27 protein-coding genes are annotated in these 26146 nt (G+C 60.2%); 15 read left to right on the top strand and 12 right to left on the bottom strand.

Going from position 1 to position 26146, the window contains the following annotated elements:
- Positions 1 to 71: 71 nt before the first annotated feature.
- From ASC90_RS25200 to ASC90_RS25175, 7 genes are all read left to right on the top strand, one after another.
- Positions 72 to 1259 carry a glycine C-acetyltransferase gene (locus ASC90_RS25200; protein ID WP_056546688.1) on the top strand — a complete coding sequence of 396 codons (1188 nt, stop codon included), beginning with the start codon at positions 72 to 74 and terminating at the stop codon, positions 1257 to 1259.
- Between the two features lie 21 nt (positions 1260 to 1280).
- Positions 1281 to 2315 (top strand): L-threonine 3-dehydrogenase, encoded by a 1035-nt coding sequence (tdh, locus tag ASC90_RS25195; protein ID WP_056546685.1) that lies wholly within the window; start codon positions 1281 to 1283, stop codon positions 2313 to 2315.
- A 433-nt stretch (positions 2316 to 2748) separates the two neighbouring features.
- On the top strand, positions 2749 to 4803 hold the full coding sequence (rpoD, locus tag ASC90_RS25190; protein WP_056546682.1) for an RNA polymerase sigma factor RpoD: 2055 nt from the start codon (positions 2749 to 2751) through the stop codon (positions 4801 to 4803).
- Positions 4804 to 5019: 216 nt separating this feature from the next.
- On the top strand, positions 5020 to 5313 hold the full coding sequence (locus ASC90_RS25185) for a GYD domain-containing protein (protein ID WP_056546679.1): 294 nt from the start codon (positions 5020 to 5022) through the stop codon (positions 5311 to 5313).
- A gap of 292 nt (positions 5314 to 5605) precedes the next feature.
- A complete protein-coding gene (locus ASC90_RS25180; RefSeq protein ID WP_056546675.1) occupies positions 5606 to 6790 on the top strand; it encodes a DUF930 domain-containing protein in 1185 nt (394 codons plus the stop codon).
- 185 nt (positions 6791 to 6975) lie between these two features.
- Complete coding sequence (locus ASC90_RS29500) at positions 6976 to 7137, top strand: hypothetical protein (protein WP_200950950.1); 162 nt, start codon at positions 6976 to 6978, stop codon at positions 7135 to 7137.
- A gap of 84 nt (positions 7138 to 7221) precedes the next feature.
- A complete protein-coding gene (locus ASC90_RS25175; RefSeq protein ID WP_056546671.1) occupies positions 7222 to 7602 on the top strand; it encodes a DUF427 domain-containing protein in 381 nt (126 codons plus the stop codon).
- Here ASC90_RS25175 and ASC90_RS25170 read toward each other — a convergent pair.
- Both ASC90_RS25170 and ASC90_RS25165 read right to left on the bottom strand, forming a co-directional pair.
- Entirely contained in the window at positions 7599 to 7982 is a 384-nt protein-coding gene (locus tag ASC90_RS25170; protein WP_056546668.1) for a GNAT family N-acetyltransferase, read from the bottom strand. The genes ASC90_RS25175 and ASC90_RS25170 overlap by 4 nt on opposite strands.
- 259 nt (positions 7983 to 8241) lie before the next feature.
- Positions 8242 to 9246: a porin gene (locus ASC90_RS25165; RefSeq protein ID WP_056547233.1), complete on the bottom strand. Its 1005-nt coding sequence runs from the start codon at positions 9244 to 9246 to the stop codon at positions 8242 to 8244.
- A gap of 525 nt (positions 9247 to 9771) precedes the next feature.
- Between ASC90_RS25165 and ASC90_RS25160 the strand changes: the two genes are divergently transcribed.
- From ASC90_RS25160 to ASC90_RS25140, 5 genes are all read left to right on the top strand, one after another.
- Positions 9772 to 10698 carry a LysR substrate-binding domain-containing protein gene (locus tag ASC90_RS25160; RefSeq protein WP_056547230.1) on the top strand — a complete coding sequence of 309 codons (927 nt, stop codon included), beginning with the start codon at positions 9772 to 9774 and terminating at the stop codon, positions 10696 to 10698.
- Between the two features lie 189 nt (positions 10699 to 10887).
- Complete coding sequence (locus ASC90_RS25155) at positions 10888 to 11241, top strand: DUF1428 family protein (protein ID WP_056546665.1); 354 nt, start codon at positions 10888 to 10890, stop codon at positions 11239 to 11241.
- An 81-nt stretch (positions 11242 to 11322) separates the two neighbouring features.
- Entirely contained in the window at positions 11323 to 11745 is a 423-nt protein-coding gene (locus ASC90_RS25150; protein ID WP_056546660.1) for a secondary thiamine-phosphate synthase enzyme YjbQ, read from the top strand.
- Between the two features lie 104 nt (positions 11746 to 11849).
- Positions 11850 to 12155, top strand: coding sequence for a hypothetical protein (locus ASC90_RS25145; protein WP_056546657.1), 306 nt, complete (start codon positions 11850 to 11852; stop codon positions 12153 to 12155).
- A 164-nt stretch (positions 12156 to 12319) separates the two neighbouring features.
- Positions 12320 to 12670: a hypothetical protein gene (locus tag ASC90_RS25140; RefSeq protein ID WP_056546654.1), complete on the top strand. Its 351-nt coding sequence runs from the start codon at positions 12320 to 12322 to the stop codon at positions 12668 to 12670.
- Between the two features lie 88 nt (positions 12671 to 12758).
- On the opposite strand, the gene ASC90_RS25135 is transcribed toward ASC90_RS25140, so the two are convergent.
- The 3 genes from ASC90_RS25135 to ASC90_RS25125 all read right to left on the bottom strand — a co-directional run bounded on the left by ASC90_RS25135 (position 12759) and on the right by ASC90_RS25125 (position 14606).
- The gene (locus ASC90_RS25135) at positions 12759 to 13706 is read right to left on the bottom strand and encodes a DMT family transporter (protein ID WP_056546650.1); all 948 of its coding nucleotides are present in this window, start codon (positions 13704 to 13706) and stop codon (positions 12759 to 12761) included.
- A gap of 107 nt (positions 13707 to 13813) precedes the next feature.
- Positions 13814 to 14296 carry an NUDIX domain-containing protein gene (locus ASC90_RS25130; protein ID WP_056546646.1) on the bottom strand — a complete coding sequence of 161 codons (483 nt, stop codon included), beginning with the start codon at positions 14294 to 14296 and terminating at the stop codon, positions 13814 to 13816.
- Between the two features lie 52 nt (positions 14297 to 14348).
- The gene (locus ASC90_RS25125) at positions 14349 to 14606 is read right to left on the bottom strand and encodes a hypothetical protein (RefSeq protein ID WP_056546644.1); all 258 of its coding nucleotides are present in this window, start codon (positions 14604 to 14606) and stop codon (positions 14349 to 14351) included.
- A gap of 386 nt (positions 14607 to 14992) precedes the next feature.
- Between ASC90_RS25125 and ASC90_RS25120 the strand changes: the two genes are divergently transcribed.
- The gene (locus ASC90_RS25120) at positions 14993 to 15481 is read left to right on the top strand and encodes a GAF domain-containing protein (protein WP_056547227.1); all 489 of its coding nucleotides are present in this window, start codon (positions 14993 to 14995) and stop codon (positions 15479 to 15481) included.
- A 109-nt stretch (positions 15482 to 15590) separates the two neighbouring features.
- On the opposite strand, the gene cydX is transcribed toward ASC90_RS25120, so the two are convergent.
- The 7 genes from cydX to hemN all read right to left on the bottom strand — a co-directional run bounded on the left by cydX (position 15591) and on the right by hemN (position 23987).
- Positions 15591 to 15701, bottom strand: a complete 111-nt coding sequence (gene cydX, locus ASC90_RS25115; RefSeq protein ID WP_056546642.1) for a cytochrome bd-I oxidase subunit CydX — start codon at positions 15699 to 15701, stop codon at positions 15591 to 15593.
- 12 nt (positions 15702 to 15713) lie between these two features.
- Positions 15714 to 16868 carry a cytochrome d ubiquinol oxidase subunit II gene (gene cydB / locus ASC90_RS25110; protein WP_056546639.1) on the bottom strand — a complete coding sequence of 385 codons (1155 nt, stop codon included), beginning with the start codon at positions 16866 to 16868 and terminating at the stop codon, positions 15714 to 15716.
- Between the two features lie 5 nt (positions 16869 to 16873).
- Positions 16874 to 18454: a cytochrome ubiquinol oxidase subunit I gene (locus tag ASC90_RS25105; RefSeq protein WP_056546636.1), complete on the bottom strand. Its 1581-nt coding sequence runs from the start codon at positions 18452 to 18454 to the stop codon at positions 16874 to 16876.
- A gap of 76 nt (positions 18455 to 18530) precedes the next feature.
- Complete coding sequence (cydC, locus tag ASC90_RS25100) at positions 18531 to 20222, bottom strand: thiol reductant ABC exporter subunit CydC (RefSeq protein WP_056546633.1); 1692 nt, start codon at positions 20220 to 20222, stop codon at positions 18531 to 18533.
- Positions 20219 to 21910, bottom strand: a complete 1692-nt coding sequence (cydD, locus tag ASC90_RS25095; RefSeq protein WP_056546630.1) for a thiol reductant ABC exporter subunit CydD — start codon at positions 21908 to 21910, stop codon at positions 20219 to 20221. Before cydD ends, cydC begins: the two co-directional genes overlap by 4 nt.
- Before the next feature lie 4 nt (positions 21911 to 21914).
- Positions 21915 to 22493: a GbsR/MarR family transcriptional regulator gene (locus tag ASC90_RS25090; RefSeq protein WP_056546627.1), complete on the bottom strand. Its 579-nt coding sequence runs from the start codon at positions 22491 to 22493 to the stop codon at positions 21915 to 21917.
- Between the two features lie 147 nt (positions 22494 to 22640).
- Positions 22641 to 23987: an oxygen-independent coproporphyrinogen III oxidase gene (gene hemN / locus ASC90_RS25085; RefSeq protein ID WP_056546624.1), complete on the bottom strand. Its 1347-nt coding sequence runs from the start codon at positions 23985 to 23987 to the stop codon at positions 22641 to 22643.
- A 116-nt stretch (positions 23988 to 24103) separates the two neighbouring features.
- Here hemN and ASC90_RS25080 point away from each other — a divergent pair, with 116 nt between their 5' ends.
- Positions 24104 to 24820, top strand: coding sequence for a Crp/Fnr family transcriptional regulator (locus ASC90_RS25080; protein ID WP_056546621.1), 717 nt, complete (start codon positions 24104 to 24106; stop codon positions 24818 to 24820).
- Between the two features lie 100 nt (positions 24821 to 24920).
- Positions 24921 to 26084 carry an aminotransferase gene (locus ASC90_RS25075; protein WP_056547223.1) on the top strand — a complete coding sequence of 388 codons (1164 nt, stop codon included), beginning with the start codon at positions 24921 to 24923 and terminating at the stop codon, positions 26082 to 26084.
- Positions 26085 to 26146: the final 62 nt, after the last annotated feature.

Here is a 26146-nt window from a genome sequence, read left to right as displayed (position 1 = left end):
CACGAGCAAGACAAGCCGGTGGCGATGTGCTAGTCCGGCGACATCGGGAAGCACCATGAGAAGGGCCATCAATGACCTCGCAATTCCTCTCCCATCTGCGTACTGAACTAGCAGCGCTGAAGGATGGCGGCCTCTACAAGGCTGAGCGCGTCATCACCTCGAAGCAGGCCGGCGAGATCGCAATCGCCTCCGGCGAGCGTGTCCTGAACTTCTGCGCCAACAACTATCTCGGTCTTGCCAATAACGACGAGCTCGCCGAAGCTGGCAAGAAGGCGCTCGACCGTTATGGATACGGCATGGCCTCCGTGCGTTTCATCTGTGGAACGCAGGAGGAGCACAAGCAACTCGAGGCGCGTATCTCCTCCTTCCTCGGCATGGAAGATAGCATCCTCTATTCGTCCTGCTTCGATGCCAATGGCGGCCTGTTTGAAACACTGCTCGGCGAAGAGGATGCCATCATCTCCGATGCCTTGAACCATGCCTCCATCATCGATGGTGTGCGCCTCTCCAAGGCAAAGCGCTTCCGCTATGCAAACAATGATATGTCGGCGTTGGAAGAAGAACTGAAGAAAGCGGAAGGCAGCCGATTCAAGCTGATCGCGACCGATGGCGTGTTCTCGATGGATGGCATCATCGCCAATCTGCAGGGGGTTTGCGATCTCGCCGAGAAATACGGCGCGATGGTCATGGTCGATGACAGCCACGCAGTCGGCTTCGTTGGCAGGCACGGGCGCGGATCGGCCGAGTATTGCGGAGTCGAGGGCCGCGTCGACATCATCACCGGTACGCTCGGCAAGGCCTTGGGCGGGGCCTCCGGTGGCTATACGTCCGCCAAGGCTGAGGTCGTCGACTGGTTGCGCCAGCGTTCGCGTCCTTATCTGTTTTCGAACACACTCGCCCCTGTCATCGCGGCCGCCTCGCTGAAGGTCTTCGATCTGATCGACAACGGCGACGCTTTGCGCGATCGGCTTTCCGCGAACGCCGACCTGTTCCGATCGGAAATGACCAAGCTTGGCTTCACGCTGGCCGGTGAGGGGCATCCGATCATTCCCGTCATGCTGGGCGACGCCAAGCTGGCGCAGGACGTGGCCGCTCTGATGCTGAAAAAGGGTGTCTACGTCATCGGTTTTTCCTTCCCGGTCGTCCCGAAGGGGCAGGCGCGTATCCGCACACAGATGTCAGCGGCGCATTCGCGCGCCGATGTCGAGCGGGCGATCTCGGCTTTCGCAGAAGCGGGCCGCGAACTCGGAATCATTTGAAGAGTTTGGGAGAGTAAGATCATGTCGAACATGATGAAGGCGCTGGTCAAGGCGAAGCCTGAGGTCGGGCTGTGGATGGAGCATGTGCCGGTGCCGGAAGTCGGCCCCAACGACGTGCTGATCAAGGTCAAGAAATCCGCGATCTGCGGTACGGATGTGCATATCTGGAACTGGGACCAGTGGGCGCAGAAGACCATTCCAGTGCCGATGGTCGTCGGCCACGAGTTCTGTGGCGAGATCGCCGAAATCGGTTCCGCGGTCACGAAGTATCACGTCGGCGAGCGCGTCTCGGGCGAAGGCCACATCGTCTGCGGCAAATGCCGCAACTGCCGGGCGGGACGAGGGCACCTTTGCCGCAACACGCTCGGCGTTGGCGTCAATCGTCCGGGATCCTTCGGCGAGTTCGTCTGCATTCCGGCGGCCAATGTCGTCCCGATCCCGGATGACATTCCCGACGAGATTGCCGCGATCTTCGACCCGTTCGGCAATGCAGTACATACTGCACTGTCTTTCGATCTCGTCGGTGAAGACGTGCTTGTCACCGGTGCGGGTCCGATCGGTATCATGGGCGCCATGGTCGCCAAGCGTTCGGGCGCCCGCAAGGTCGTTATCACCGACATCAATCCGCATAGGCTGGAACTGGCCCGCAAGGTTGGCATCGATCACGTCGTCGATGCATCCAAGGAAAATCTTGCCGATGTGATGAAGTCGATCGGCATGACGGAAGGCTTCGATGTCGGCCTGGAAATGTCTGGCGCGGCCCCGGCCTTTCGCGACATGATCGACAAGATGAACAATGGAGGCAAGATCGCCATCCTCGGGATTGCGCCGGCCGGTTTCGAGATCGACTGGAACAAGGTTATTTTCAAGATGCTGAACCTGAAGGGCATCTATGGCCGCGAGATGTTCGAGACCTGGTACAAGATGATCGCCTTTGTCCAGGGCGGACTCGATCTGGCGCCAGTCATCACGCATCGCATCGGGATCGATGATTTCCGTGAGGGGTTCGAGGCCATGCGATCGGGTAACTCCGGCAAGGTCGTCATGGACTGGTGATATCGAGCTGGATCTGGATCGGCTTTGGTCGTTCGAACTGGCTCGCTTTCTGAGTGCTCTTGTCTTCCCGTGGTGACCTCCTATCTATGGATGGCAATCGCTTGAGCTGACCTGAGCCTGTGGATAAGGCGTTTTCCGGGTTTTCTGGGGCTTTTTTACTGGAAAAGCTTGACGAGAACAAAAAATGTGGGAATCACCGTTCATCCTAGATAGCGGTGAACTGGGTCAAGGGCGAGTTGCACAACCATGGCCGGGCATTTGAAGACAATGAAGCTCTGTCGTTCGGCGCCGGCAATCGTGGTTAATCAGGCATTAAATCTCATCCCGTTAGTTGGGGATTAGGTGATTCGAGACGGTCGTTTGCGGCGATCCGGCCTTGATATGGCCGTTTACCGCAGCGAGTTTGAATAGCGTCAGGAAGGCGACGATATACATGGCAACCAAGGTCAAAGAGAACGAAGAAGCGGAAGTCGAACGCGACGGCGGGACCGACGGCCCTCTTCTCGATCTTTCCGATGACGCGGTCAAGAAAATGATCAAGGCCGCGAAAAAGCGCGGCTATGTGACGATGGACGAGCTGAATGCCGTTCTTCCGTCCGAAGAAGTGACATCCGAACAGATCGAAGACACGATGTCGATGCTCTCCGACATGGGCATCAACGTTATCGAGGACGAGGAAGCGGAAGAAGCCGGCGCCAGCGGCGGCGACGACGATGATTCCAGCTCCGACGAGGAAGGCGAAGGTGGCGAGCTTGCTCCTTCCGGCGGCACCGCGCTTGCGACCGCCAAGAAGAAGGAGCCGACCGACCGTACCGACGACCCGGTGCGCATGTACCTGCGCGAAATGGGTTCGGTGGAGCTATTGTCGCGCGAAGGCGAAATTGCCATCGCCAAGCGCATCGAGGCTGGCCGCGAAACGATGATCGGCGGCCTCTGCGAGAGCCCGCTGACCTTCCAGGCGATCATTATCTGGCGCGACGAACTCAACGAAGGCACGACGCTGCTTCGCGAGATCATCGATCTCGAGACCACCTATTCCGGTCCCGAGGCAAAGGCTGCTCCGCAGTTCCAGAGTCCCGAAAAGATCGAGGCTGACCGCAAGGCCGCCGAAGAAAAGGAAAAGACGCGCCGGGTGCGCATCGGCGACGACGACATCACCAATGTCGGCGGCGAGGGCCTTCCGGGCGAGGAAGAGGAAGAGGACGAAGACGAGTCCAATCTTTCGCTGGCCGCCATGGAAGCCGAACTGCGTCCGCAGGTCATGGAAACGCTCGACACCATCGCCGAGACCTACAAGAAGCTGCGCAAGCTGCAGGATCAGCAGGTCGAGCAGCGCCTTGCTGCGACGGGCACGCTCTCGTCCGCTCAGGAGCGTCGCTACAAGGAACTCAAGGACGAGCTCATCAAGGCCGTCAAGTCACTGTCGCTGAACCAGAACCGCGTCGACGCCCTCGTCGAGCAGCTCTATGACATTTCCAAGCGACTGATGCAGAACGAAGGCCGTCTGCTGCGTCTGGCCGAATCCTATGGCGTTAAGCGCGACAGCTTTCTCGAGCAGTATCAGGGTGCCGAACTTGATCCGAACTGGATGAAGTCGATCGGCAATCTGGCGGCGCGCGGCTGGAAGGAATTCGCCAAGGGCGAAAACACGACGATCCGCGATATCCGTCAGGAAATTCAGAATCTGGCGACCGAAACCGGCATCTCGATCGCGGAATTCCGTCGCATCGTGTCGATGGTGCAGAAGGGTGAGCGCGAAGCGCGTATCGCCAAGAAGGAAATGGTCGAAGCCAACCTTCGCCTCGTTATCTCCATCGCCAAGAAGTACACGAACCGCGGCCTGCAGTTCCTCGACCTCATTCAGGAAGGCAATATCGGCCTGATGAAGGCGGTCGACAAGTTCGAATACCGCCGTGGTTACAAGTTCTCGACCTATGCGACGTGGTGGATCCGTCAGGCGATCACCCGCTCGATCGCCGACCAGGCCCGCACGATCCGTATCCCGGTGCACATGATCGAAACGATCAACAAGATCGTTCGTACATCGCGCCAGATGCTGCACGAAATCGGTCGCGAGCCGACGCCGGAAGAGCTCGCCGAAAAGCTGGCGATGCCGCTCGAAAAGGTCCGCAAGGTCCTGAAGATTGCCAAGGAGCCGATCTCGCTCGAAACCCCTGTTGGTGACGAAGAGGATTCGCACCTCGGCGATTTCATCGAGGACAAGAACGCGCTTCTGCCGATCGACGCCGCCATTCAGGCGAACCTGCGTGAAACGACGACCCGCGTTCTGGCATCGTTGACGCCGCGCGAAGAGCGCGTCCTGCGCATGCGCTTCGGCATCGGCATGAACACCGACCACACGCTCGAAGAAGTCGGCCAGCAGTTCTCGGTGACCCGGGAACGTATCCGTCAGATCGAAGCCAAGGCGCTGCGCAAGCTGAAGCATCCGAGCCGCTCCAGGAAGCTTCGGAGCTTCCTCGACAGCTAACGTCGGTGGTCAAGCGATCGCTGGCTTCACAATCCGAAAGCCGGGCGCAGTGCCCGGCTTTTTGGTTTTCCGGGTGCGTTTGACGATGTCGCTTTTGTTGTCTCCCCGGTGCGACAGGAGTAGAATGCCGGTCACGGGGGAAGGGACCGACCGCAGCGCGCAAGCGATGGTCGCCACATGCCTGCGTGGACCGAACCCTCCGTCGGGAGGTGTGCAATGACCACATACATCGTGCTCATGAATTGGACCGATCAAGGTATTCGCAATGTACGCGACTCGGCAAAGCGCCTGGACGCGGCAAAGAAGGCGCTCGGCGAGGTGGGCGGCTCCTTCCAGAATTTCTTTCTCACCATGGGCGACTATGATCTCGTTGCCATCTGCGATGCGCCGGATGATGCTGTGATGGCACGGTTCGGCCTGTCGCTCGGAATGGCTGGAAATATCCGGACGCGCACGCTCAAGGCCTTCCCGGAGGCTGCCTATCGGGAAATTATAGGGTCGCTGGGATAGTTCCGATCGTCGGATGGTGTTGCAAAGTTGCGTTGCCGCGAGAGTGGTGTTCGGCGGCTACGCAGCTTTGGCTTGGTGGGAGCGCTGGCGGCGCGAAGGCTGTCCGCAAGGATAGACTTGGCGGCCTGGCCGGCAAGCCACCCCGTTACTTGCAGTCAGATCGATCGTGGGCCTGTATGACTGCTTGTTCCACAAGCGGATGTTGCCGAATGCCTTTTTTTTGTTTTAAGGCTTGATGATGCCTTTTTAAAAGGCCACATCGGCAGCTTGTGGTAGAGCATCGTACGTGGGCATGGCCAAGATTCTGGAAAAGCGCTGGGGAGTATTCGGCTGGGGCGTCGCCGCCTCGGTACTGCTGCATCTTACCGTCGCGGGCCTGTTTTTCCTGAAGCTGCCGGAACAGCAGCAGAAGCCCGAAGATGAAGCGGTCAGCGTTGAACTGGTGCCGCCGCCGGAGGAGCAGAAGGCCGAGGAGAAGAAGCCCGAGGAAAAGCCGCCCGAGCTGAAGATGCCGGAGGAGCCGAAACCCGAGGAAAAGAAGGCGGAGGAAAAGCCGGCTGAGAAGCCGCCCGAAACGCCGAAGGAAGAAGCCAAGGCCGAGGAGCCGCCACCGCCTCCGCCGCCACCACCGCCGCCAGAAAAGCCGAAGCCGCCGGAGGAAAAACCGCCGGAGCAGAAGCCCCCAGAGCAGCCAAAGGCGGAGCAACAGAAACCAGAGGAGCCGACCAAGCAAGCGGCTGACGGCGGGCAACCACAACCTATACAGCCGCTGCGGCCGGTCTTCGAATTCGGCGACAAAGACAGCGGCCCGCGGAAATCGGACACCGGAGACGCTTCGGCTGACAGTGCCAAGCCGATAGCCAAACCGCCGACAGAGGAGCTGGAACCAAAACCGGCGCAAACAGCGGCAGCCAAGCCGCCCACGGAAGACAAGCCGCCCGCAAACCCGGTGCCGGACGACGTCGATCTGCCGCAAGTCGACGCGGGTGCCACGCATGCGGAAAAGAACGGACCGCCGGCAGAACCCACGGGCGAGGCCAAGACCGCCTTCGAGCAAGCAAAACCGACCGAAGTGGCCAAGGCCGAGACGACTGATGCCACCAAGTCGGCGCCCGATGCCCTGACCGAGGCGAAGACATTGTTCTCGCGGAATGCCACGGATGATCCCGTTGCCAAGACCGCCATGAACGACCTTTCGCGAGGTATGCGTGTGGCTGAGCTCTGCACAACCGAGTTGCGTGAACAACTGCTGCATTCGCCGTCAGGCTATCGTCCCGAGTTGCTGCCGTCCTACCGGCTGTCCAGCGGTACTGTCCTTGAGGTGAAGCGTGGCGCGTTCAGGGGCAGTGGCCGCTGGTACGATATGAGCTACCGTTGCGAGGTCGACGCCGATGCTACGAAGGTCATGTCCTTTGCCTTCGACGTCGGAGATCCTGTCCCCAAAAGCCAATGGAGAAGCCGCGGGTTCCCGCAGTAGAACTGCAGTCGTCGCCAGCCAAACAAGGAAGTGCGGGCCGACACCTGGAAGCCGCGCATAGCTGCACTAGGTTGGTCGTGTCGGACGACGGAACACGGCGCATCACAGCTCCAGTTCGGCACAAGAAAGATCGCCTAGCTTTTGTCCAATTGCCGGAGATTCGCGGCACACGAAAGGACAATGGAATGTCGACAGATATCGAGCGCTTTTTCGAGTTGCTGGACGAGGCCACCAAGGTGGCGTTTATCGAAAACCGTGGCGATGAGCTGACCGATATTCTGGTAGCCTCGCTGGAGGAGACATTCTCGATCCTGACCGGCGAAGCGCACCCGGAAACCGTCCACTGATCACTGTCGTGCAAGCGACGACGATTTGCCTGCAAATCTTGCTCTTGGGTTCCTATATCCGGTTATCGTCAAAAGGAGCCGCCGATGTCAGTCCAGTCGATGAAGATACCCGGGCCCGACCATCCGATCACGGTCACGCACAACGCCGGACGCATCGTCGTCAAGCTCGGCGGGCACGTGGTCGCCGATAGTCGCCATGTGTTGACGCTCAAGGAAGCCAGCTATCCGGCGGTTTACTATATACCGCGTACGGACGTCGACATGACGCTCGTCGAGCGGACCGATCATAAAAGCCATTGTCCCTACAAGGGCGAGGCTTCCTATTTCAGCATTCCGGTCGGTGGAGAACGCTCCCGTAACGCAATATGGACTTACGAGGAGCCTTATGCTGCCGTCAGCGAGATCAAGATGCATTTCGCCTTCTACCCCGATCGCGTCGACTCGATCGAAGAACTGCCCGTCTAAGCCAGGCGCATGATGCCGGCGCTCGTCGGCACGAAGCCGCATCCGCGATAGAATTCGGTGAGGCGGGTTTCGAAGTCGACATGCAACCATTTCGCGCCCCGCGCACTGGCAAGATTCTTCGCGGCTCCGACAAGAGCCGTTGCTATCCCTCGACGACGAAACTCGGGATGCACGCATGTGTCAAGGACGAACGCATGCATTCCACCATCCCAGGCCACATTCACAAAGCCAGTCAAGCGTTCGCCGTCGTATGCGCCTACATGGGTCAGACTTCGCGACAGGACCGGCATGAAATCTCTCTCGCCGGTTTCGTCCCATGCTGCCTGCCAAAGCGCGTTCAGTTCGCTATTCGGAGGATAAGGGTCGGTGCGCAGTTCCATTTCGCTCTCGCAATTGGGGGGATCAATGCAGCGAGGATGGAGATGCCTTGAAAAAATGACAAGTGCGCCTGCGGCAGCGAGTTGCCCGGCTCCGGTCGGGAGGAGGCGAACTGGCAGGTCACGGGACAGGAAGATCGGGGGCAAGGATGGTCCGGCAGGGAAGCCGGACCAATCCCCGTAACTGATCGGAGGTCAATCGGATCAGAAAGTGTAGTACTTGGCGGCGCCCAGTGTTGATCCAGGGCGCCGGGATTTCAGATTAGAACGCGCGCTGCAGACGGAAGAAGCCCGTCGTTACGTCGTTGGCGTCATCCGGATTCGTGTAGGTAGCTGTCGCCTTGGCGTAGAAGTTGTCGACGATCTGGTAGTCGACCGTCAGGCCAACCGCCCATGCATCACCATTGCCGAAGTCGGTGTTGGTCGCGTTGTGATCGTAGTTGACGAAGTACTGAGCGGCAGGCGTGATCGTCAGCTTGTCGGTCGCCTTGAGAGCGTATTCGGCAGCGACCGTCCATTCGGACTGATCGTAGTAGCTGTTGATGCCGCTAGCCCAGGCTGCAGCGAGACCGACTGTGCCGGGGCCGATATCAGCGTAGCCCATTGCGCGGATCGCACCTTCTTCGGTGTCGGTGTCGTAACCGCCGATGACCTGGTAGGAGAATGCTCCAGCCTTGCCACCAACACCCAGCGCGATGCCGACGTCGTTCGGCTCGATCGATGCACCGTCTTCGAGTTCATCAACCGAAATGCCGGCGTAGAAGTCGCCGCTTTCGTACTGATAGCGGATCGAGTTGTGCAGCGTCTGATAGCTGGACAGTACGTCCGTTTCGCCGCTCAAATCGTCATCCCACCAGCTATAGAACAGACCGGCGCGGAAGCCGGCGACGTCGATGTAGGCCGAATCTAGAATGGTGGAGGTCGAGGTGTTGTCGCCGTTGTTGCGGAAAACAATCACGCCGGTGAGCGGACCGTATTCAGTGTCGCTCTTGGCCGTAAACTGAACCTGTGCGCGTGTTTTTGCGTTCCAGTCGCTCGTGCCCTTGGCATCCGGAGCTCCGTCAACCTGGAAGCGGATGTAACCGTTGATCTTCAGGCAGGTCTCGGTTCCTGGAATGTAAAAGTAACCCGTGCCGTACGCGTCGCAGACGCGGACGTATTCTACCGGTTCCGGGTCAGCTGCAACGATGGCGTCAGCAGCGAAGACCGGCGACGAGGCGGCAGCAAAGGCTGCTGCCGACGTCAACAAAACCATCCGTATGTTCATTTTAAAATCCATTTCCTTTTCGAAGGAACGCCGCTTTCACGCAAGAGCGCATTGGCGGTGGTTCCGGTAATTGCCTTTCGGCGCGCGGATCAGCGAACCGCTGGCGCCGTAATCTCATTTCAAAGTAAATCTATCAATTCTCATGTGAAAGAAACCCGACTGAATTGCATCGTTTGGCGGTATTTGTGATTTTTATGCAACAATATCAAATGGTTAGACGAATTTTTCCGCTGCGCCGTCGGCAACGGCGCATCAAAAAATGGAAACTATCGTTGAGGCTCGAAACGAGCGCTGTGACAACATCGACGGAGCGATATCGAGGAGATTTGCAGCCGGGAGATAATACTGCGCCGCAGCAAACTGAAGACTGCCAATTGGAACGCAATGTTCCAAATTTGGAACGAAAGGCTCATTGCGGCGGGTTGGCATCCACTGTCAGGAGGCGTAAGCCACCCGCACGGAGGGCTTGACTGTGTACATAAACGAGGTGCCTGGGTGAATGCGGCAGAACTGACATTTCCGGATATGAACGACTTCGCCTACTTTGCAGCGGTCGTTCGTCATGGCGGCTTTTCTGCTGCAGCGCGTATTTTGGGATTACCGAAATCGAAGCTGAGCCGACATATATCGGCGCTGGAAGAGCGGCTGGGAGTGAGGCTGATCGAGCGCACCGTGCATCGTTTTCGGGTGACGGAAATCGGTCAGTCCTTATATGGCTACTGCGAGAACATGCTGCGCGAGGTCGATCGTGCTGCAAAGGCCGTCAACGAAGCCAGCGGCGAACCACAAGGTTCGGTCAGAATCAGCGTTCCTACCGGATTGCTGGAAGGCTCGTTGAGCGCCATGCTTCCGGAATTCCTGATCCGGTACCCCAAGGTCCAGCTGAAGGTTCTCGCCACCGACCAGCGCGTCGATATCATCAACGACCGTCTGGACCTTGCCGTGCGCGCGCAGTTGGCGGAGGAGACTGATTCCGAATTGACCATGCGGGTTCTCAGCAAGGTGGATCTCATTCTGGTAGCCAACAAAGACCTTGCGCGAACGCTCTCGCCAAGCCGCGGTATCGAATGCCTGGCCGACGTGCCGACGGTGTCATTCACCAGTGCGATGGGCGAATGCAAAGACACGGATGTGTGGGAGTTCAAGGGGCCCGACGGAATGCCTTACAGGCATGAGCACAGACCTCGTATGAGTTGTCGTAGCGTTCCCGCAGTGCTTGAAGCCATCTATGCCGGGGTCGGGGTGGGGCTGCTGCCAGACCACGTCTGCGCCGAAGGCCTCAGGGCAGGAACGCTCGTGCATTTGCTTCCCGACTATCAGATGTCGCAGGCGACAATATATCTTGTCTTTACCGCCTCGCGCGGCCTGCCCAGCGCTGTTCGAGCGCTTGTCGACTTCCTTGTGGAGCAATTTCGGACCCTTCGCGCAACGACGATTGCAACCGGGGCGTAGCCCGCGATCCGGTTTGCCCCGCCAGAGCTCTTGAATGCTGCGCCACAAGTGGTGACGACTTCGTAAATTGGTTGCAACGGCGGCCTTGTCTGTCAGCCATTGCGCCTATTCTCACTTGACTAGCAGGGATGTCGGTTCCGGTCTGGTTCGTTCGTCCTTGACGTGTGCAACAACGCAAGGGAGAAAAACATGTCCTATGTCGATGGGTTCATCTTAGCCGTTCCAAAGAAGAACATCGAGGCCTACAAGGCATTTTCGGCGACAACCGGCGCGATCTGGAAGTCTCATGGCGCCATAGAATATGTCGAGTGCATCGGGGATGACGTACCTTACGGCGAGCTGACGTCCTTTCCACGCGCCGTGCAGGCGGCGGAAGATGAGGTCGTGATCTTCTCCTGGATCATCTATAATTCACGTCAGGAGCGCGACGCGATCATGCCAAAAGTGATGTCGGACTCCCGAATGCAAGGTGACGACTGGAAGGCGATTTTCGACGGAAAGCGGATGATTTTTGGAGGTTTCGTGCCGTTCCTGCGCCTTTGAGCAAGTGATGTCGCAATCACATTGACATGAGGCGGAGCGAGAGGCACCTCTCGGCAAACAAGCTTTGCGGGAGTTCTGCCCATGCCCCACACGATTCTCACCCTTTCCACCTGTGGACAAGGCCTCTACGAATTTACCGCGGATGCGATGAACTTCGTCCGCGCCAGCGGCGTGGGCGAGGGGCTCCTGACGGTGTTCGTGCGCCATACCTCGTGCTCGCTGCTCGTTCAGGAGAACGCCGACCCCGACGTCCGCACGGATCTAAACGCGTTTTTCCGACGACTTGTGTCGCCTTCCTCCGATCCTGCGATGTGCTGGATCGTGCACACGACGGAGGGGCCTGACGATATGCCGGCGCATATCAAGGCAGCGCTTACGCAAGTCTCGATCGGCATTCCGGTATTGAACGGACGACTTGCTCTGGGTACATGGCAGGGAATTTATCTCTTCGAGCATCGTGACATGCCGCATCGGCGCGAAATCGTGCTGCATCTCGGTGGCTGAACGGAAAGTGAATAACCGGTTCGAACATCGTTCATTTTCATAGGCTTATCGTCTTGGCAATCCCTCAGGGGGAGGTGGATGCAACCAGACCGGAAGGTATTGCCATGACCCATTTTCTTGCCAAGGCCTCGCTTGCCGCTCTTCTCGCAATTGGCTCGATTTCCGCGCTGGCGCCGGCCGCTGCCGCTTCGGGCCGGGATCGTGCACCTGTCATCGATGTCCAATACCGCCCGATCGTCCGTGGTTGCTCGCCCGTACAGGCGGTTCAGAAGGCGCGGTGGACCGGGCTGCGCAATGCGCGCATCACCGATCTTACGCCGCGCCGGGTCGTGGTCTCGGGACGCAGCTATCACGGCTGGGACCGGATGACTTTCGCCAACGTTCGCGGTTGCCCGGTGATCCGCCGATAGTCGGTGGAGTTCACAACGGCGCGGCCCGCTTGCCTTGGCCGTGCCATTTTCGGCCTGCTTTGTGCGAATCGCATAGAGGTATGCATGTCCGGGAAGGTTGATCCCCACCGGTATTAGTGAATCGAAGTGGCTGCGGCACCAGCCGAGCCTAATTGGAGATCTCAATGATGCAATTTCTGGCCAAGGCGGGCCTTGCGACGTTGCTCGCCGCTGGCACGCTTGCCGGGGCGGTTGCACCGGCTTCCGCTCAAGTAGACGTTTATATTGGCAACGGCCGTCCGCCACCGCCTCCCGGCTATTATCGCCCGCCACCGCCTGACTACGGTCGCCCGCCACCGCGTCCGCGTGGCTGTGATCCGCGGCTCGCCGAAGACATTGCCCGTGATTACGGCTTCCGCCGCGCGCACGTCGTTGACGTCACACCTCGCCGCGTGATCGTTCAGGGCTGGTCGCGTCGTGGCGCAGATGAGATCAGCTTCGGCAACGTCCGCGGTTGCCCGGTCTTGCGCCGCTAGCAGCGCAGTTTCGGATATGAATGGAAGCCGCCATTGCCAGTGTCTCAGACATCGGCAATGGCGGCCTTCTTTTTTTGGGGCGGCAGTGTCAGGGCTGCTCAACGCGGTTGTCTGCCGATGTGGCAAGCGGCGCCTGGTTGTCAGCCGAAACAACGGCGCGTGGCAGCGGCGTCCCGCGCTTCTTCTCCCGCGCCAGCGTCAGCAGGCCGGAGAAGATGATCAGCACTATGCCGGCAGCCATCGGCAGGTCGATCGTGTCATCGAAGACGAGATAGCCGAAAGCAATCGCCCATAGCATCTGGCTGTATTGCGGCGGCGCCACAAGATTGGCCGGTGCCAGCCGTGCAGCTGTCATCAGCAATACGTTGCCGGCCGCGCCGAGCACGCCATAACTCGCAATGAAGACCCATTGACGGGGCGTCGGTACGACCACTTCCGAGAGCATCAGCAAGCCGCTGACGATCAATGTACCCAGCAGAGCCGCGCCGTAGAGCGACAAGCGCTTTTCCGCAGGGCCCATTTTTCGGAGGATGACGATCGATATCGCTGCGACAAGCCCGCCAATTGCTGCAGCAAGGTGGCCGACCGACAATTCGCGGAAACCCGGCCGCAGCACAACCAGTACGCCGACAAAGCCGACGATCACGGCGGCCCAGCGTTGCCAGCGCACATCCTCTTTGAGGAAGACGACAGAGAGGATGGTCACAAACGATGGCAACAGGAAGAGCAGACAGAAGGCTTCAGCCATTGGCAGCTTTGTGAAGGTGATGATCGAGGCGATGGCGCCAACCGCACCGCAGACGAAGCGAAGCATCCAAAGCGTGCGGTTCGAGCTCCTGACGATGTCGAGCCACGAGTCGTCCCGGCCCTTGATGAAGGGGAGGGCGACGCAGCCAAACAGGGAGCCGATGAAGGCGATCTCATATGCTGGAATGCCGCCGTGCAGAATCTTGATGGAGGCGTCGCTGAAAGCGAACACCGCATAGGCGGCAAACGCGATGACAACACCGCGCAACGGTGAGTTTATTGCTGTCATGAGATCAGAATCGTTAGAGGAGGGCTCACTCCGTCATACCCAGACGCGAGTGCAATGCGAGAGCCGATTGCGAATAGCTGCCATGCACAATCGTACGTATAGTGGCGCTAGTCCGCGCGGGGCGCCAGGCTGCCAGACCGATATTTCACGAAGTCGGCAATCAGCGGGTGTTGTCCCTTCAGGATTTTTCGTTCAGCGTCCACAAGGGTAAACCATCGCGGCTTGTCCACCTCGGGAAATTCGGCGACGACGCCGGAGTGCGGCGGCCACTCCATTTGGAAGCTGTTGCTCGCTATCGCCTCGGCATCAAGATCGGCCTCGACAGCCCAGGCGGCAACAACCTTGCCGCTGGGTTGCCTGTATTCTCCAAGATGATCGAAGTTGCCTTCGACATTGACGCCAAGTTCCTCCCTGGCTTCACGCCGTGCCGCGACAAGCCCGTCTTCCGCCCCATCAACCAGGCCCTTGGGGATCGACCAGGAGCCCTCATCCTTTTTCGCCCAGTAAGGCCCACCCGGATGAACAAGCAGAATCTCGCAGGCGCCCTCATGGATGCGGTAGATCAACAGACCGGCACTTCGCTTCGCCATTCGACCACGTCCTCTGCTACGTGAATCTGTCGGTTTGGTTGCTACGGCACGCTCAGTTTGCCTGGCGGAGCGCTGCCGCATAGTCGCGGTACACGCTCAGGCAGTCGGTGTAGCTGAGTGAACCTTTCTCGCCGTAGATGACATGGGCGCTGGACGCGCTGGTCGCCGCCTCTTCCGATACGAAGAGTATCGCTTCGCCAAGCGACTTGCCTGTGATCGGCGGTTCGCTGCCATCCTCCTGGGCTATACCCTCGATAACTGCTGCGATCTGGCGGTGGCTAAATACCGTCCGTCTGTCTTCCGGTGTCATCGTGCTTACCTCAATTTGAAATCAATGGCTCTATCTATCCGGCTGGAACAATGCATTGCGTCTTCTCACGCGCCTGGCCGAGAAGCAGCTGCTCCGTCCGTTCATCGGAATGCCCCTGTGAAACCGCCACTTGGTCGGTCGGCTTTCGCCCGGCACCGCATGCGGATCGCCGCTTCCAGCAGGCGATCGGCCCGATTCCGCGATCCTCAATCGGTCGCGACAGACAAAGTAGATATGGCCGGATTACCTGCTGGCAAGGTAGAAATTGCTTGCTATCACCACTTAGTGACAGGGGGTGCGTCGCGTCGCCAAGCTGAGAGCCAATTGGCAAGGCCAGCTGCGGCCACTATATGGAGCGCTCAAACAGAACAGAAGCGATGGCCGACATGTTTCAGACTGCAACGATCAATCTCGCGGACAAGAAAGAATTCTACAGGGAGCTCGCTCAGCAACTGAAGGGCCTGCTGGAGGGGGAGCGTGATGCGATCGCCAACGCCGCGAACGCGTCGGCCCTGATGTTCCAGATGATGCCGGATCTGAATTGGGCGGGCTTCTACTTTCTGAAGGAGGGGGATGAACTCGTCCTCGGGCCGTTCCAGGGGAAGCCCGCATGCGTTCGCATCCCTGTCGGCCGCGGTGTCTGCGGAGCCGCGGTACAGAAAGGCGTATCGATGCTTGTCGAGGATGTGCACGCGTTTCCCGGCCACATTGCCTGCGACGCAGCGTCTAGGTCGGAACTGGTTGTGCCGCTTCATCACCAAGGCGGCATCCTGGGTGTCATTGATTTGGACAGTCCGCTTGCATCACGCTTCGATACTGATGATCAGGCCGGTATCGAAGCGTTGGCAAGAATCTGGGTCGAAGCTAGCTACTGAGCCGGAGTGGTTGCGCGGTCGACGCGTGATAGGGCACATGACCAGCTGGCGACGTTGACGATACAAGCCAGCACGGGATGCGCCAGAATTCCGGCGCATCCCGCAGGTTTCACTGCTTTTTCTTCTTGGCGCCATCATCCATCAGCTCGTACCACATGGCGTTGAGGACGGCGAAGGCGGCTGCCAGCGGCAGGCCAAGGATCCATGCGAAATACCACATCGTTTTTCTCCTTCAGTAAGCGTGGCCGCTCTTGTCGTTGACTGTATCCGCGTCGACCTTGCCCCAGAGAACCTTGTAGACCCAAGCGGTGTAAGCGACGATGATGGGCAGGAAGATCGCCGACACCACCAGCATGATGAACAGGGTCATGTGGCTTGAAGAAGCATCCCAGGCCGTCAGGCTTGAGTTCGGATCGAGCGAGGAGGGCAGGATGAACGGGAACATCGAGAGACCGACGGTCGAGATGATCCCAAGGATGGCGATCTTGCTGAAAAGCAGCGTCGCTATTTCCCACCCTGCTCGAATGCCGATGAATGCTGCCGCAGCGCCCACGAACCCGAGGATAGGTGCGATCATCATCCAGGGATGGGCGCCATAGTTTGCCAACCATGAGCCTTCGTGCACCGCGGTCTTCAACAGCGGGTTGGACGGGCCCATCGAATTGATCTCGCTGGTGATGGTGTAGCCGCTCACGCCGAACATCAGAAAGATTCCACCCAGCGCGAAAAGAACGATGACCGCGAGGGCGGCAACGCTGCCGTAGCCCCTTGCCCGCTCGGCGACAGGGCCGCTTGCCTTCAGGACAAGCCAGGAGGCGCCGTGCATGACGAGCATGGCGACCGAAAGCAGGCCGCAAAGCAGTGCATACGGATTGAGCAATCCGAAGAACGTACCTTCGTAGAAGATACGCATGTCAGCAGGATCGAAGCGGAAGGGTACGCCTTGCAGGACGTTGCCGACCGCGACACCGAAGATCAGCGACGGAACGAAGCCGCCGACGAAGAGCGCCCAGTCCCAGTTATTCCGCCAACGGGCGCTCTCGCGCTTCGAGCGGTATTTGAAGGCGACCGGCCGCAGAATGAGTGCGAACAGGATCGCGAACATCGCCAGATAAAAGCCGGAGAAGGAGACCGCGTAGAGCGGCGGCCAGGCGGCGAAGATCGCGCCGCCGCCGAGGATCAGCCAAACCTGGTTGCCTTCCCAGACAGGGCCGACGGTGTTGATTGCGACGCGACGCTCGGTATCCGTCTTCGCCACGAAGGGAAGTAGCGTGCCGACGCCGAGGTCGAAGCCGTCGGTAGTGGCAAAGGCGATCAGCAGTACGCCGAGAAGCAGCCACCAGATCAAGCGCAGGGTTTGGTAGTCGATGAGTTCGTGCAGGATCATGTCGGTCACTCCGCAGCGGGAACGAGGGTTTCTGAGATAAGTTTGGCTTCCGGCTGATCGTCCGGTTCCGGCCCTTTTCGGATCGCCCGGATCATCAAGGTCATTTCGATGATGATCAGCACGGTGTAGAGCGCTGCAAAGCCGATGATCGTCAGCAGGACGGTGCTTGCGCCGAGACTGGAGACGGCCATTGCCGTCGGCAACACACCTTCGATCACCCAAGGCTGGCGGCCGATCTCTGCCACGATCCAGCCTGCCTCGATGGCGATGAATGGAAGCGGTATGGCAAGCACGGCGATTTTCAGGAGCAACGGATACTTATCCAGATGCCGGCGCGCGGACAGCCAGAAGAAGGTTGCCGTCAGCGCAATGAAGAGCATGCCGAGGCCGACCATGATCCGGAACGACCAGAACAGCGTCGGCACATGCGGGAGCGTATCCCTGGCTGCCTGGGTGATCTGTTCCGGCGTCGCCTGACGCGGATCGTCGATGTACCTCTTCAGCAGAAGAGCATAGCCGAGCTGGTGGCCAAGGTCTTCGAACGAGGTGCGAACCGACGCCGACACACCATCCTGCGCCGGCGCGGCACGGATCTGCATCAGCGCATCGTAGGCTTTGATGCCTTCGCGAATTCGGACTTCCGCTTGCCGCTCAAGCTGGTCGATGCCCGGGATCACGGTGGTCAGCGAACGCGTTCCAATCAGACCCATGACCCATGGGATGTGGACCGCGAAGTGGGTTTCGCGCGCCTGCTGATCGGGGAAACCGAAGGCGGTGAACGCGGCGGGTGCGGGCTCCGTCGTCCACATCGCCTCGATTGCGGCGAGCTTCATCTTCTGGTTTTCCGTGGCGAGGTAGCCGCTTTCGTCACCGAGCACGACGACGGAGAGCGCCGAGGCAAGGCCGAAGGAAGCGGCAACGGTCATCGAGCGCTTGGCGATTTCGATGTGGCGGCCCTTCAGCAGGTACCAGGCCGAGACGCCGAGAACGAAGATGGACGCGCAGACATAGCCGGCCGACACTGTATGGACGAATTTCGCCTGGGCCACCGGATTGAAGACCACGTCGAAGAAGCTGGTGATCTCCATGCGCATCGTCTGCGGGTTGAGCGCTGAGCCAACGGGGTTCTGCATCCAGCCGTTGGCTATCAGGATCCACAGCGCAGAGAAGTTGGAGCCCAGTGCCACGCACCATGTCGCCACAAGGTGACCGACCTTGGAGAGCTTGTCCCATCCGAAGAAGAACAGGCCGACGAAAGTCGCCTCGAGGAAGAAGGCCATGAGGCCTTCGATCGCCAGCGGTGCGCCGAAGATGTCTCCGACATAGTAGCTGTAGTAGCTCCAGTTCATCCCGAACTGGAACTCCATGACGACGCCGGTGGCCACGCCGATGGCGAAATTGATACCGAAGAGTACGCCCCAGAATTTTGTCATCTGCCGCCAGATTTGGCGACCAGTCATGACGTAGACGGTTTCCATGATGGCGAGCAGCACGGAAAGCCCGAGCGTCAGCGGCACGAACAGAAAGTGATAAAGCGCGGTCAGCGCGAATTGGAAGCGCGATAGCGCGACGATGTCTAGTTCCATTGTCTTTCTCCCACGGCCCCACGGGGTACGAAGAGTTTCCGCCATGCCGGATTGCGTGGCGGTTAGGCGCGGCAGCTCAGTCCGGTCTCAGCCGGTTCAGAGCCTTTTGAAACGCCGCCTCTCCGCGGCGTGAAACTTCAATGATGCACCCGCCTTCGAGGACGGCGATCACATCGGCGATCGCGGCTTCCCGGCGGATATGCGTGGCGACGACGAGCGACCGGCCATCGGCCTCGTCCGAAAGACAGGTCATGACGTCGCGAGCAGTTGTGGCGTCGAGCCCTTCTGTCGGCTCGTCCAGCAGCCAAAGCGGCGTGTCGCGGAGAAAAAGGCGCGCGAGCGCAAGGCGGCGCGATTGTCCGCCGGAAAGACCCATGCCGCCTTCGCCGAGCAACGTGTCCAGGCCGCGGGGGAGTGCAACAACGTCGGCAAGCAGGCCGGCCGCGCTGAGTGCCTGCCGGAGCTGATCGTCAGTCGCGGTTGGATTGGCGAGCTTGAGGTTACCTCGCAGCGTATCCTGAAAGAGTTCGGTCCGTTGCGTCAGCAACGTCACCCCAAGGCTGGCGACACTGCCTTGGTCGGCCCGCATCTCAGACGCGAGAAGTGCGAGAAGCGTCGATTTTCCTGCCCCGCTTGGGCCTACCAAGGCAAGCCTCTCGCCGCACCCCAGCGTCAGCGTGACGGTTTTCAACACTGTCGCTTCGGATGGACCATACCGGGTACAGACATCGGAAAGCTGGAACGCCAGGCCGGGTATTGGCGCGGTATTCCGGAATGGCGCGTCGTCGACTGACAGGCGTGGCGCGATGCGGCTGGCCGCCAGCAGCGTGCGGCCGAGCTCCATTGCGCCGCGACGCAGGGCACCGAACGGCTCGACGGCGGCAAATGCAATCAGGATGCCGAGTGCTGCCACCGGGGCCGTGATCGCGCCTGTTCCGGCAAGGGCCGCGACGGCAAGCAGGGAGCCGCTCAGCAGTAGCGTCGAGGCTAAGCCGAGGCCGAGCGCGACGCCGGCTTCCATGCGGTTCAGGCGGTCGTCGGCATGCGCGGCGTATCGGTTGGCGTCCGCGATGGCCGCGCTCTGCGCGTGCAATCGGCCGGCCATCAGCAGGTCCGTCTGGCCGGCGACGAAGTCGATCGTACGCGCGCGGATAGCCTCGACACCATAAGCTCGGCGTCGTGCGTGTTTTGTCGCTAGACGCCCGGCAAACATGGGAATGCCGAGACCGGCCGTCAGCAGCAGCGTGCCCGCCAGCAAGCCGAAGAGGGGATGCATGAGACCAAGTGCACCGCCCGTTGCGATGGCGGCAATGACCGCGACACCTGCCGGTACGATCACCCGCAGATAGAGCGAATCAAGCGCATCGATGTCGCCGGTCAGGCGAAAAAGCAGCTTCGCGGGACGACGCGCCAGTTCCCTCGCGGCGCCGGCCTGCGCCCAGCCGCGGAAAAGCCGTTCGCGCAGGGCGGCCAAGACGCTGAGCGTGGCGTCATGTGTTGTGAGCCGCTCGCCGTACCGCGCGAATGTGCGGCCGATGGCGAGGAAGCGGATGCTGGCGGAGGGGGCGAACACATCGAAGGTGACAGCTGTCGCCATGGAAAGCCCGGCGATTGCCGTTGCGGTGATGAACCATCCGGAGAGGCCGAGCAACGTGATCCCGGCCGCAACCGTGGTCGCAGACAGCGCAACACCGATGAGCAGGCCGCGCCGTTGTTCGGATATGAACAGCTTGAGGATCGGCTTGAGATACCGGAGGGATGTATTCATTCCGCAGCCTCCCGCGCCGCTTCGGCGCCGATTTCAATCGTGCGGTCCATACGTGCGGCGAGGCGCGGATCGTGTGTTGCGACCACAAGCGTCCGATGTCTCGCTAGAGCAAGCAGGCTGTCGGTGATGTCGTCAGCCGTTGCGGCATCAAGATGGGCCGTCGGTTCGTCGGCAAGCACGATACAGGCATCGGAGCTGGCGGCAGCGCGCGCGATGGCGAGCCTGAGCGCTTCGCCGCCGGAGAGGCCGGTGCCGCCGTCACCGAGCGGGCGGCATGCATAGGTGGAGGCGAGACTACCGAGCTTGGCGACGTCGAGTGCCTCGGCCGCCTGTTGCGGTGATACGCCTGGCCGACCGAGAGCGACATTGTGCGTGATCGTGCCTGCAAAGATGTGCGGCTTCTGACCGATCCAGGCAATCCTGCCTTGCGCGGCCGAGCCGGCAGGCTGCCCACCGATCCTGATCTCGCCGCTTTCGCTAGTGGCCAGCCCCGCAATCAATGCCAGCAGGGTCGACTTGCCCGAGCCGCTGGCGCCGAGAAGGGCGACATGTTCACCTGCGCGGATGTGCAGGTCGAATGCTTCGATCGCTAGCGATGCGCCCTCGCCATAACGGAAGCTGACATTTTCGAGGTGGATGTCGCCATCGCTTAGGCGTGGCGTCGTGCTTTCGGCCAGCGCGAGCGTCATGCCGTCGGCACTCAAGGCATCCAAAGCCTTGATGGCGGCTTCGCCGGAGGCGCGATCGTGCCAGACGGAGGAAAGCTCGCGCAGCGGCTCGAAGAAGGCCGGTGCGAGGAGCAGGACGAACAGGCCGCTTGCCAGATCAAGACCGCTTGTCCAGGAACCGAAGCGGATCTCTCCCAGCAACGAAAAGCCGACGAAGACGGCGACCATTGCGACGCCGAGTGCTGCAAAGAGTTCGAGAACCGCCGACGAGAGGAAGGCGATCTTCAGCACTGCCATCGTCCGGCTCTTCAGCGATTCCGCGTCTGCTCGCAGTTTGTCGGCGGTTCTGTCGACGGCATCGAGCGAGCGGATGGTGGCGAGGCCGCGCAGGCGGTCGAGCAGAAAGCCATTCAGTCCGCCGGTGGCAGCCAACTGCTTCTCGCTGGCCTCTTGCGCGCGCCAGCCGATCAGCGCCATGAAAATCGGGATCAGTGGCATCGCGACCAGTAGAATGAGTGCTGCGACCCAGGAAATCGGAAAGACGCAGCCGAGGATGACCAGTGGCACGCTCGTCGCCTTGAAGCGGGCCGGCTGAAACCGTGACAGGTACGGGACAATCAGCTCCGCCTGTTCACCGATGACGCTTGCAGCTTCACCGGAGGCCGCCCGGGTGCTGTCGAGGGGCGAGCGCTGGGCCAGCGCTGCAATGGCCATCGAGCGTCGCCCGGTCAGTTCCGCCCGCGCCGCGTGAAAAGCCATGCGGCCGCCAGCCGCGTCGAGACAGCTTTTTCCTGTCCCAAGAAGGGCAATGAAGATTGCGGGCCAGAGGACATCAGGGACGCCGCCGCCTTGGGCAATCCGGCCGACTGCCGTGGAAAGGAGCGCAGCCTGCGGGATCCATAGGAGCGTGGCGATGGTTTGGATTGCTGCCGCCGTGTGCAGCCCTGCGACTTTCGGCGCAGAACTTCCCGGCTTTCCGGAAGCCTGCTTCGCAGTTGCGTCGAAGTAAGCACTCCCCATGGCGCTAACTCTTGTTCGCAGGATTGGGCCGGCGGCTGCGGCCGAGCGAAACGACTCGGTCCTTGGCCTCCAACAGCTTCGTCACTTTCGCTCCCAGCGAGAGTAGCGTTGCAAGCCGCTCTGTTTCAAGTTGTTTTACGTCTTCGTACCAGTGCGTTAGCTGTTCGATCAGGCCATGCATCTCGCTCATGCGTTCCTGCGCATGCCGTTCGGCATCACTGGCCGGCCTCTGCATCAGGATTTCCCGCAAGACGGATAGCGTTGGGTCGACCTCACGCTTCTTGCGCTCCTCGGCAAGCGTTCGCAGGATCAGCCAGACATCGTCAGGCGTGGTGAAGAAGTCGCGGCGGTCGTCGGGCTTGTGCTTGAGCAGAACCAGGTTCCAGGCCTGCAGCTCGCGCAGGCTCATCGATACGTTGGAGCGCGAAATGCCGAGCGAATCGGCGATCTCTTCGGCGCAGAGCGCCGAGGGTGAGACGTAGAGCAACGCATAGATCTGGCCGACGGTGCGGTTGATGCCCCAACGCGAACCCATTTCACCGAAGTGCAGAACAAAGGATTGAACAAGCGGCGGAAGGTTCATTTTGATTTCCGTTATATCTGTGATTTCAGAAATTTCTGAAATTACTATAACTGGGTGGGTGGCGGGAACAATCGGCAAGTGGAGACTGCGGCAATTTGGTGTCGCTGTCAGTCATAGGCAGATTCACTTGATGCAATTTGATCTGGATCAAACAGCCAATGAATGTTTCGCCGCGCCCTGATGAAGATATCGATCGAATTTCGAAGCGAAGGCGCGGGTAAAAGGACGGCCTTCCGGCTTTATCGCAAACGTATCGCCGTCGAAGCTTGTAAGGCCGTCGTCGTCGAGAAAATGAGTTCGCATCGCATCATTGCAAGCGCTGTCCGCCGCCCGCCGGAAGCGGGCGCGCAGGTCGGCCAGGGAGAAGGCATGGCGGCACATCAGATTTTCGATCGCCAATGCCGATGCGCGGTCGGAGTCCGACAGTGCGAAGCCGCGCACAACCGGCAGGCGGCCTTCCGAAACCGCGCGGCAGTATTGACCCGTGGCGACGATGTTCTGGATATAGCCTTGAGGGAGCCTGCCAATGGAGGACGCACCCAACCCTATCAAGATGTTGGCAACGTCCGTCGTGTAGCCTTGAAAATTCCGTCGCAGCGCGCCGTCGGCGAGCTTTCGTGCCATGCTGTCGTGCGGCTTGGCGAAGTGATCGATGCCGATCGCTACCAAACCGGCGTCAAGAAGGAGTTCTGTACCGGTCGCAGCCATCTCGAACCGTTCGACGGGGCTCGCGAGCGTTGCGGTGTCGATCCGCGACTGGTGCTTCTTCACCCAGGGAACATGCGCATAGCCGAACATGGCGATGCGGTCGGGTGTCATCGCCAGGCACAGTTCAATGGTGTTGAGCAGCATCTGGCGATCCTGATGCGGCAGACCATAGACGATGTCGAGATTGATTGAGCCGATGCCAAGCTCACGGAGCATTCCCACGACGGCCGCTGTCTGTTCGAAACTCTGCGGACGATTGATGGCGGCCTGCACGATTGGCTCGAAATCCTGCACGCCGACACTCGCCCGAGTCATCCCGAACGATTTCCAGGCGCTTAGCCGCTCGGCGTCGACATGCGTCGGGTCTATTTCGACACTGATCTCACAATCCGGCTGGATATCGAAGTGCCGATCGAGGGTGACGCGCAGTCGTTGCAGGTCGACCGGGCTCACGATCGTCGGCGAGCCGCCGCCGAAGTGGATGGCGCTGACCTTCCTGCGACCGGCGAGGCATTCGGCGACGAGCTCGATTTCGATGTTCAGTGCATCAAGATAGGCTGCAATCGGATCGTAGCGGCGAACTTGTTTGGTGTGACAGCCACAGTAGAAACAGAGCCGGTCGCAGAACGGGATGTGGAGGTACAGCGAGAGCGGACCATCGGTATTTTCGCCGAGCCACTGCCGATAGTGCGTTTCGTCGATACCGTCGTGAAAATACGGGGCAGTTGGATAGCTGGTGTAACGCGGCACGGGAGCTGCGTAGCGGGCGATGAGATCGGCATTCATGACTGGTCCTTTTCGACAACAAGTAGCGGCGTGCCGATGCCAGTGCTTTGATCTCGATCAAGAAAAGACTGTTCTCTTCGCGTTGCGGTAGTCTATGCTCCGCGAGGAGCCAATTGATGCGCAGAGACATACATAATTCAAATATACCAGTACGTTGCCTCAGCTGCGAGGTGCGTCACAAGGGCATGTGCGGCGCGCTGAGCGAAGACGAGCTGGTTGCGCTTTCGGCCCACACGCGGCTGGTCAACCACGAAGCCGGTGACGAACTGGCGGGTGAGAAGATGCCGGCCGAATCCTATGCCACGGTCATTCGCGGCGTCGTGAAGCTGACGAAAACCCTCGAAGACGGACGCCAGCAAATCGTCGGCCTGCAGTTCGCTCCCGATTTTATCGGGCGGCTAAATGCGGTCGAGAATGCGGTCTCGGCCGAGGCTGCCTCCGATGTCAATCTGTGTCGGGTGCCTAAGGCGGCGCTGGAACGCATCGTCAAGACCAACCCGACGCTCGCCGGCCGACTGATGACACAGACGTTGCGTGAGCTGGACGAGGCGCGCGATTGGATGCTGACGCTCGGGCGGAAGACCGCCGCCGAAAAGGTCGCAAGTTTCCTTATGCTGATCGCCACTCATCTCGACCCCGAGGCGCAAGGCGACAGTCGCCGCTTCGATCTGCCGTTGTCGCGCGCCGACATCGCCGACTTTCTCGGGCTGACGATCGAAACGGTGTCGCGCCAGATGTCGCGGCTCAAGGCTGACGGCATAATCTTGATCGTTGCCAACCGGCATATCGAGATACCGCGCCTTTCGAGGTTGAAGGCTTGCTGCGGCTCCTGACGGAACGCGTCGGGTAGGAAATCCAATGCGTGTTGCCCAGCACATCGATTCTGTGCAGGAGTGCAGATCCCTGTCGCGCCTCTACCACCTGGGAGCATTCATGCCCGCCGCCCAAGCCAATCCGCTCGTTGCCCGACTGTCGCCACCGCCGATCCCTTCCGTTCTTGCCTGGGCTCGCGAATACCGCGGTGGAAAGGGGCCGCTGGTCGATCTTTCTCAGGCTGTGCCGGGCTACCCCGCCCATCCCGAGATGCTGCGGCTGCTCGGAGAAGCGGCTGCGTCGCCGAAGACAACCGGTTACGGGCCGATCGAAGGCGAGGGCGTTTTGCGCGACGCCTATGCGCGGCATATGTCTTCGGTTTACGATGCATCGGTCTCATCCGATAATATTCACATCACCGCAGGCTGCAATCAGGCCTTTATGTCTGCGGCGATTGCACTTGCCGGTGCCGGCGATACGGTTGCCCTGACCAATCCCTTCTACTTCAATCAGGAAACGACGCTTGCGATGCTCGGCATCAAGCGCGTGCTGGTCGAGTGCGACGCCGAGCACGGCTTTCTGCCGAAGCTGCAATCCGCCGAGAAGGCTTTGGCGGGCGGTGCAAAAGTCCTTGCGATCGTCACGCCGAACAATCCGACGGGGGCCATCTATCCGCCGGCGTTGCTGCTTGACCTTTTCCTGCTTTGCCAGAGACATGGGGCATGGCTGATCGTCGATGAAACCTACCGCGACTTTCTGCCTGATGCCCACGGGGCGCCACACCCACTGCTGACAATCCCGGGCTGGGACGAGACGCTGGTCCTGCTTTACAGCTTTTCGAAGTCCTTCTGTATTCCCGGGCACCGCCTCGGAGCGATCACCGCCGGTGCGAACGTCATCGCCGAGATCACCAAGGTGATGGACAACATGCAAATCTGCGCTCCGCGGGCGGCACAGGTTGCTGCAGCCCAGGCGATGCCGCTCCTTTCGGACTGGCGCGCCGGCAACCGCGTCGAGATCGCGCGGCGCGCGAATGCCCTGCGAATCGTCATGGCGCAACTGCCCGGCTGGGAGATCGGCGCGCTTGGCGCCTATTTCGCGTTTATCCGGCATCCGTTCGAAGGCCTGAGCTCGTCAGCCGTCGCGGAACGCCTGGCCAAGGAAGCCGGTGTCGTTTGCCTGCCCGGAAGCTATTTCGGGGAGGGGCAGGAGCATTACCTCCGATTGGCGTTCGCGAACGCCGACGCGGCATCGATCGGGCTGCTAGCGGATCGGTTGGCTTAACGCTGCTCCGCAACGACAAAGGCCCTCCGAGGCGGGCCTTTGGTGGTGCAGATTTTTGATGA

Source organism: Rhizobium sp. Root1220 (assembly GCF_001426265.1).
Classification (GTDB): Bacteria; Pseudomonadota; Alphaproteobacteria; order Rhizobiales; family Rhizobiaceae; genus Rhizobium.
The sequence above is the reverse complement of the archived record's forward strand: the minus strand, read 5'-3'. Positions and strand labels throughout refer to the sequence as shown.

Bases quoted from the DNA above. Each gene is read 5' to 3' on its own strand.
- ASC90_RS25160 (WP_056547230.1), top strand. From the start codon at position 9,772: ATGAACGACTTCGCCTACTTTGCAGCGGTCGTTCGTCATGGCGGCTTT.
- ASC90_RS25120 (WP_056547227.1), top strand. From the start codon at position 14,993: ATGTTTCAGACTGCAACGATCAATCTCGCGGACAAGAAAGAATTCTAC.
- rpoD (WP_056546682.1), top strand. From the start codon at position 2,749: ATGGCAACCAAGGTCAAAGAGAACGAAGAAGCGGAAGTCGAACGCGAC.
- ASC90_RS25155 (WP_056546665.1), top strand. From the start codon at position 10,888: ATGTCCTATGTCGATGGGTTCATCTTAGCCGTTCCAAAGAAGAACATC.
- cydX (WP_056546642.1), bottom strand. From the start codon at position 15,701: ATGTGGTATTTCGCATGGATCCTTGGCCTGCCGCTGGCAGCCGCCTTC.
- hemN (WP_056546624.1), bottom strand. From the start codon at position 23,987: ATGAATGCCGATCTCATCGCCCGCTACGCAGCTCCCGTGCCGCGTTAC.
- ASC90_RS25185 (WP_056546679.1), top strand. From the start codon at position 5,020: ATGACCACATACATCGTGCTCATGAATTGGACCGATCAAGGTATTCGC.
- tdh (WP_056546685.1), top strand. From the start codon at position 1,281: ATGTCGAACATGATGAAGGCGCTGGTCAAGGCGAAGCCTGAGGTCGGG.
- ASC90_RS25140 (WP_056546654.1), top strand. From the start codon at position 12,320: ATGATGCAATTTCTGGCCAAGGCGGGCCTTGCGACGTTGCTCGCCGCT.
- cydB (WP_056546639.1), bottom strand. From the start codon at position 16,868: ATGATCCTGCACGAACTCATCGACTACCAAACCCTGCGCTTGATCTGG.
- ASC90_RS25090 (WP_056546627.1), bottom strand. From the start codon at position 22,493: ATGAACCTTCCGCCGCTTGTTCAATCCTTTGTTCTGCACTTCGGTGAA.
- cydC (WP_056546633.1), bottom strand. From the start codon at position 20,222: ATGAATACATCCCTCCGGTATCTCAAGCCGATCCTCAAGCTGTTCATA.
- ASC90_RS25125 (WP_056546644.1), bottom strand. From the start codon at position 14,606: ATGACACCGGAAGACAGACGGACGGTATTTAGCCACCGCCAGATCGCA.
- ASC90_RS25105 (WP_056546636.1), bottom strand. From the start codon at position 18,454: ATGGAACTAGACATCGTCGCGCTATCGCGCTTCCAATTCGCGCTGACC.
- ASC90_RS25200 (WP_056546688.1), top strand. From the start codon at position 72: ATGACCTCGCAATTCCTCTCCCATCTGCGTACTGAACTAGCAGCGCTG.
- ASC90_RS25180 (WP_056546675.1), top strand. From the start codon at position 5,606: ATGGCCAAGATTCTGGAAAAGCGCTGGGGAGTATTCGGCTGGGGCGTC.
- ASC90_RS25170 (WP_056546668.1), bottom strand. From the start codon at position 7,982: ATGGAACTGCGCACCGACCCTTATCCTCCGAATAGCGAACTGAACGCG.
- ASC90_RS25130 (WP_056546646.1), bottom strand. From the start codon at position 14,296: ATGGCGAAGCGAAGTGCCGGTCTGTTGATCTACCGCATCCATGAGGGC.
- ASC90_RS25150 (WP_056546660.1), top strand. From the start codon at position 11,323: ATGCCCCACACGATTCTCACCCTTTCCACCTGTGGACAAGGCCTCTAC.
- ASC90_RS25145 (WP_056546657.1), top strand. From the start codon at position 11,850: ATGACCCATTTTCTTGCCAAGGCCTCGCTTGCCGCTCTTCTCGCAATT.
- ASC90_RS25175 (WP_056546671.1), top strand. From the start codon at position 7,222: ATGTCAGTCCAGTCGATGAAGATACCCGGGCCCGACCATCCGATCACG.
- ASC90_RS25075 (WP_056547223.1), top strand. From the start codon at position 24,921: ATGCCCGCCGCCCAAGCCAATCCGCTCGTTGCCCGACTGTCGCCACCG.
- ASC90_RS25135 (WP_056546650.1), bottom strand. From the start codon at position 13,706: ATGACAGCAATAAACTCACCGTTGCGCGGTGTTGTCATCGCGTTTGCC.
- ASC90_RS25080 (WP_056546621.1), top strand. From the start codon at position 24,104: ATGCGCAGAGACATACATAATTCAAATATACCAGTACGTTGCCTCAGC.
- ASC90_RS25165 (WP_056547233.1), bottom strand. From the start codon at position 9,246: ATGAACATACGGATGGTTTTGTTGACGTCGGCAGCAGCCTTTGCTGCC.
- ASC90_RS29500 (WP_200950950.1), top strand. From the start codon at position 6,976: ATGTCGACAGATATCGAGCGCTTTTTCGAGTTGCTGGACGAGGCCACC.
- cydD (WP_056546630.1), bottom strand. From the start codon at position 21,910: ATGGGGAGTGCTTACTTCGACGCAACTGCGAAGCAGGCTTCCGGAAAG.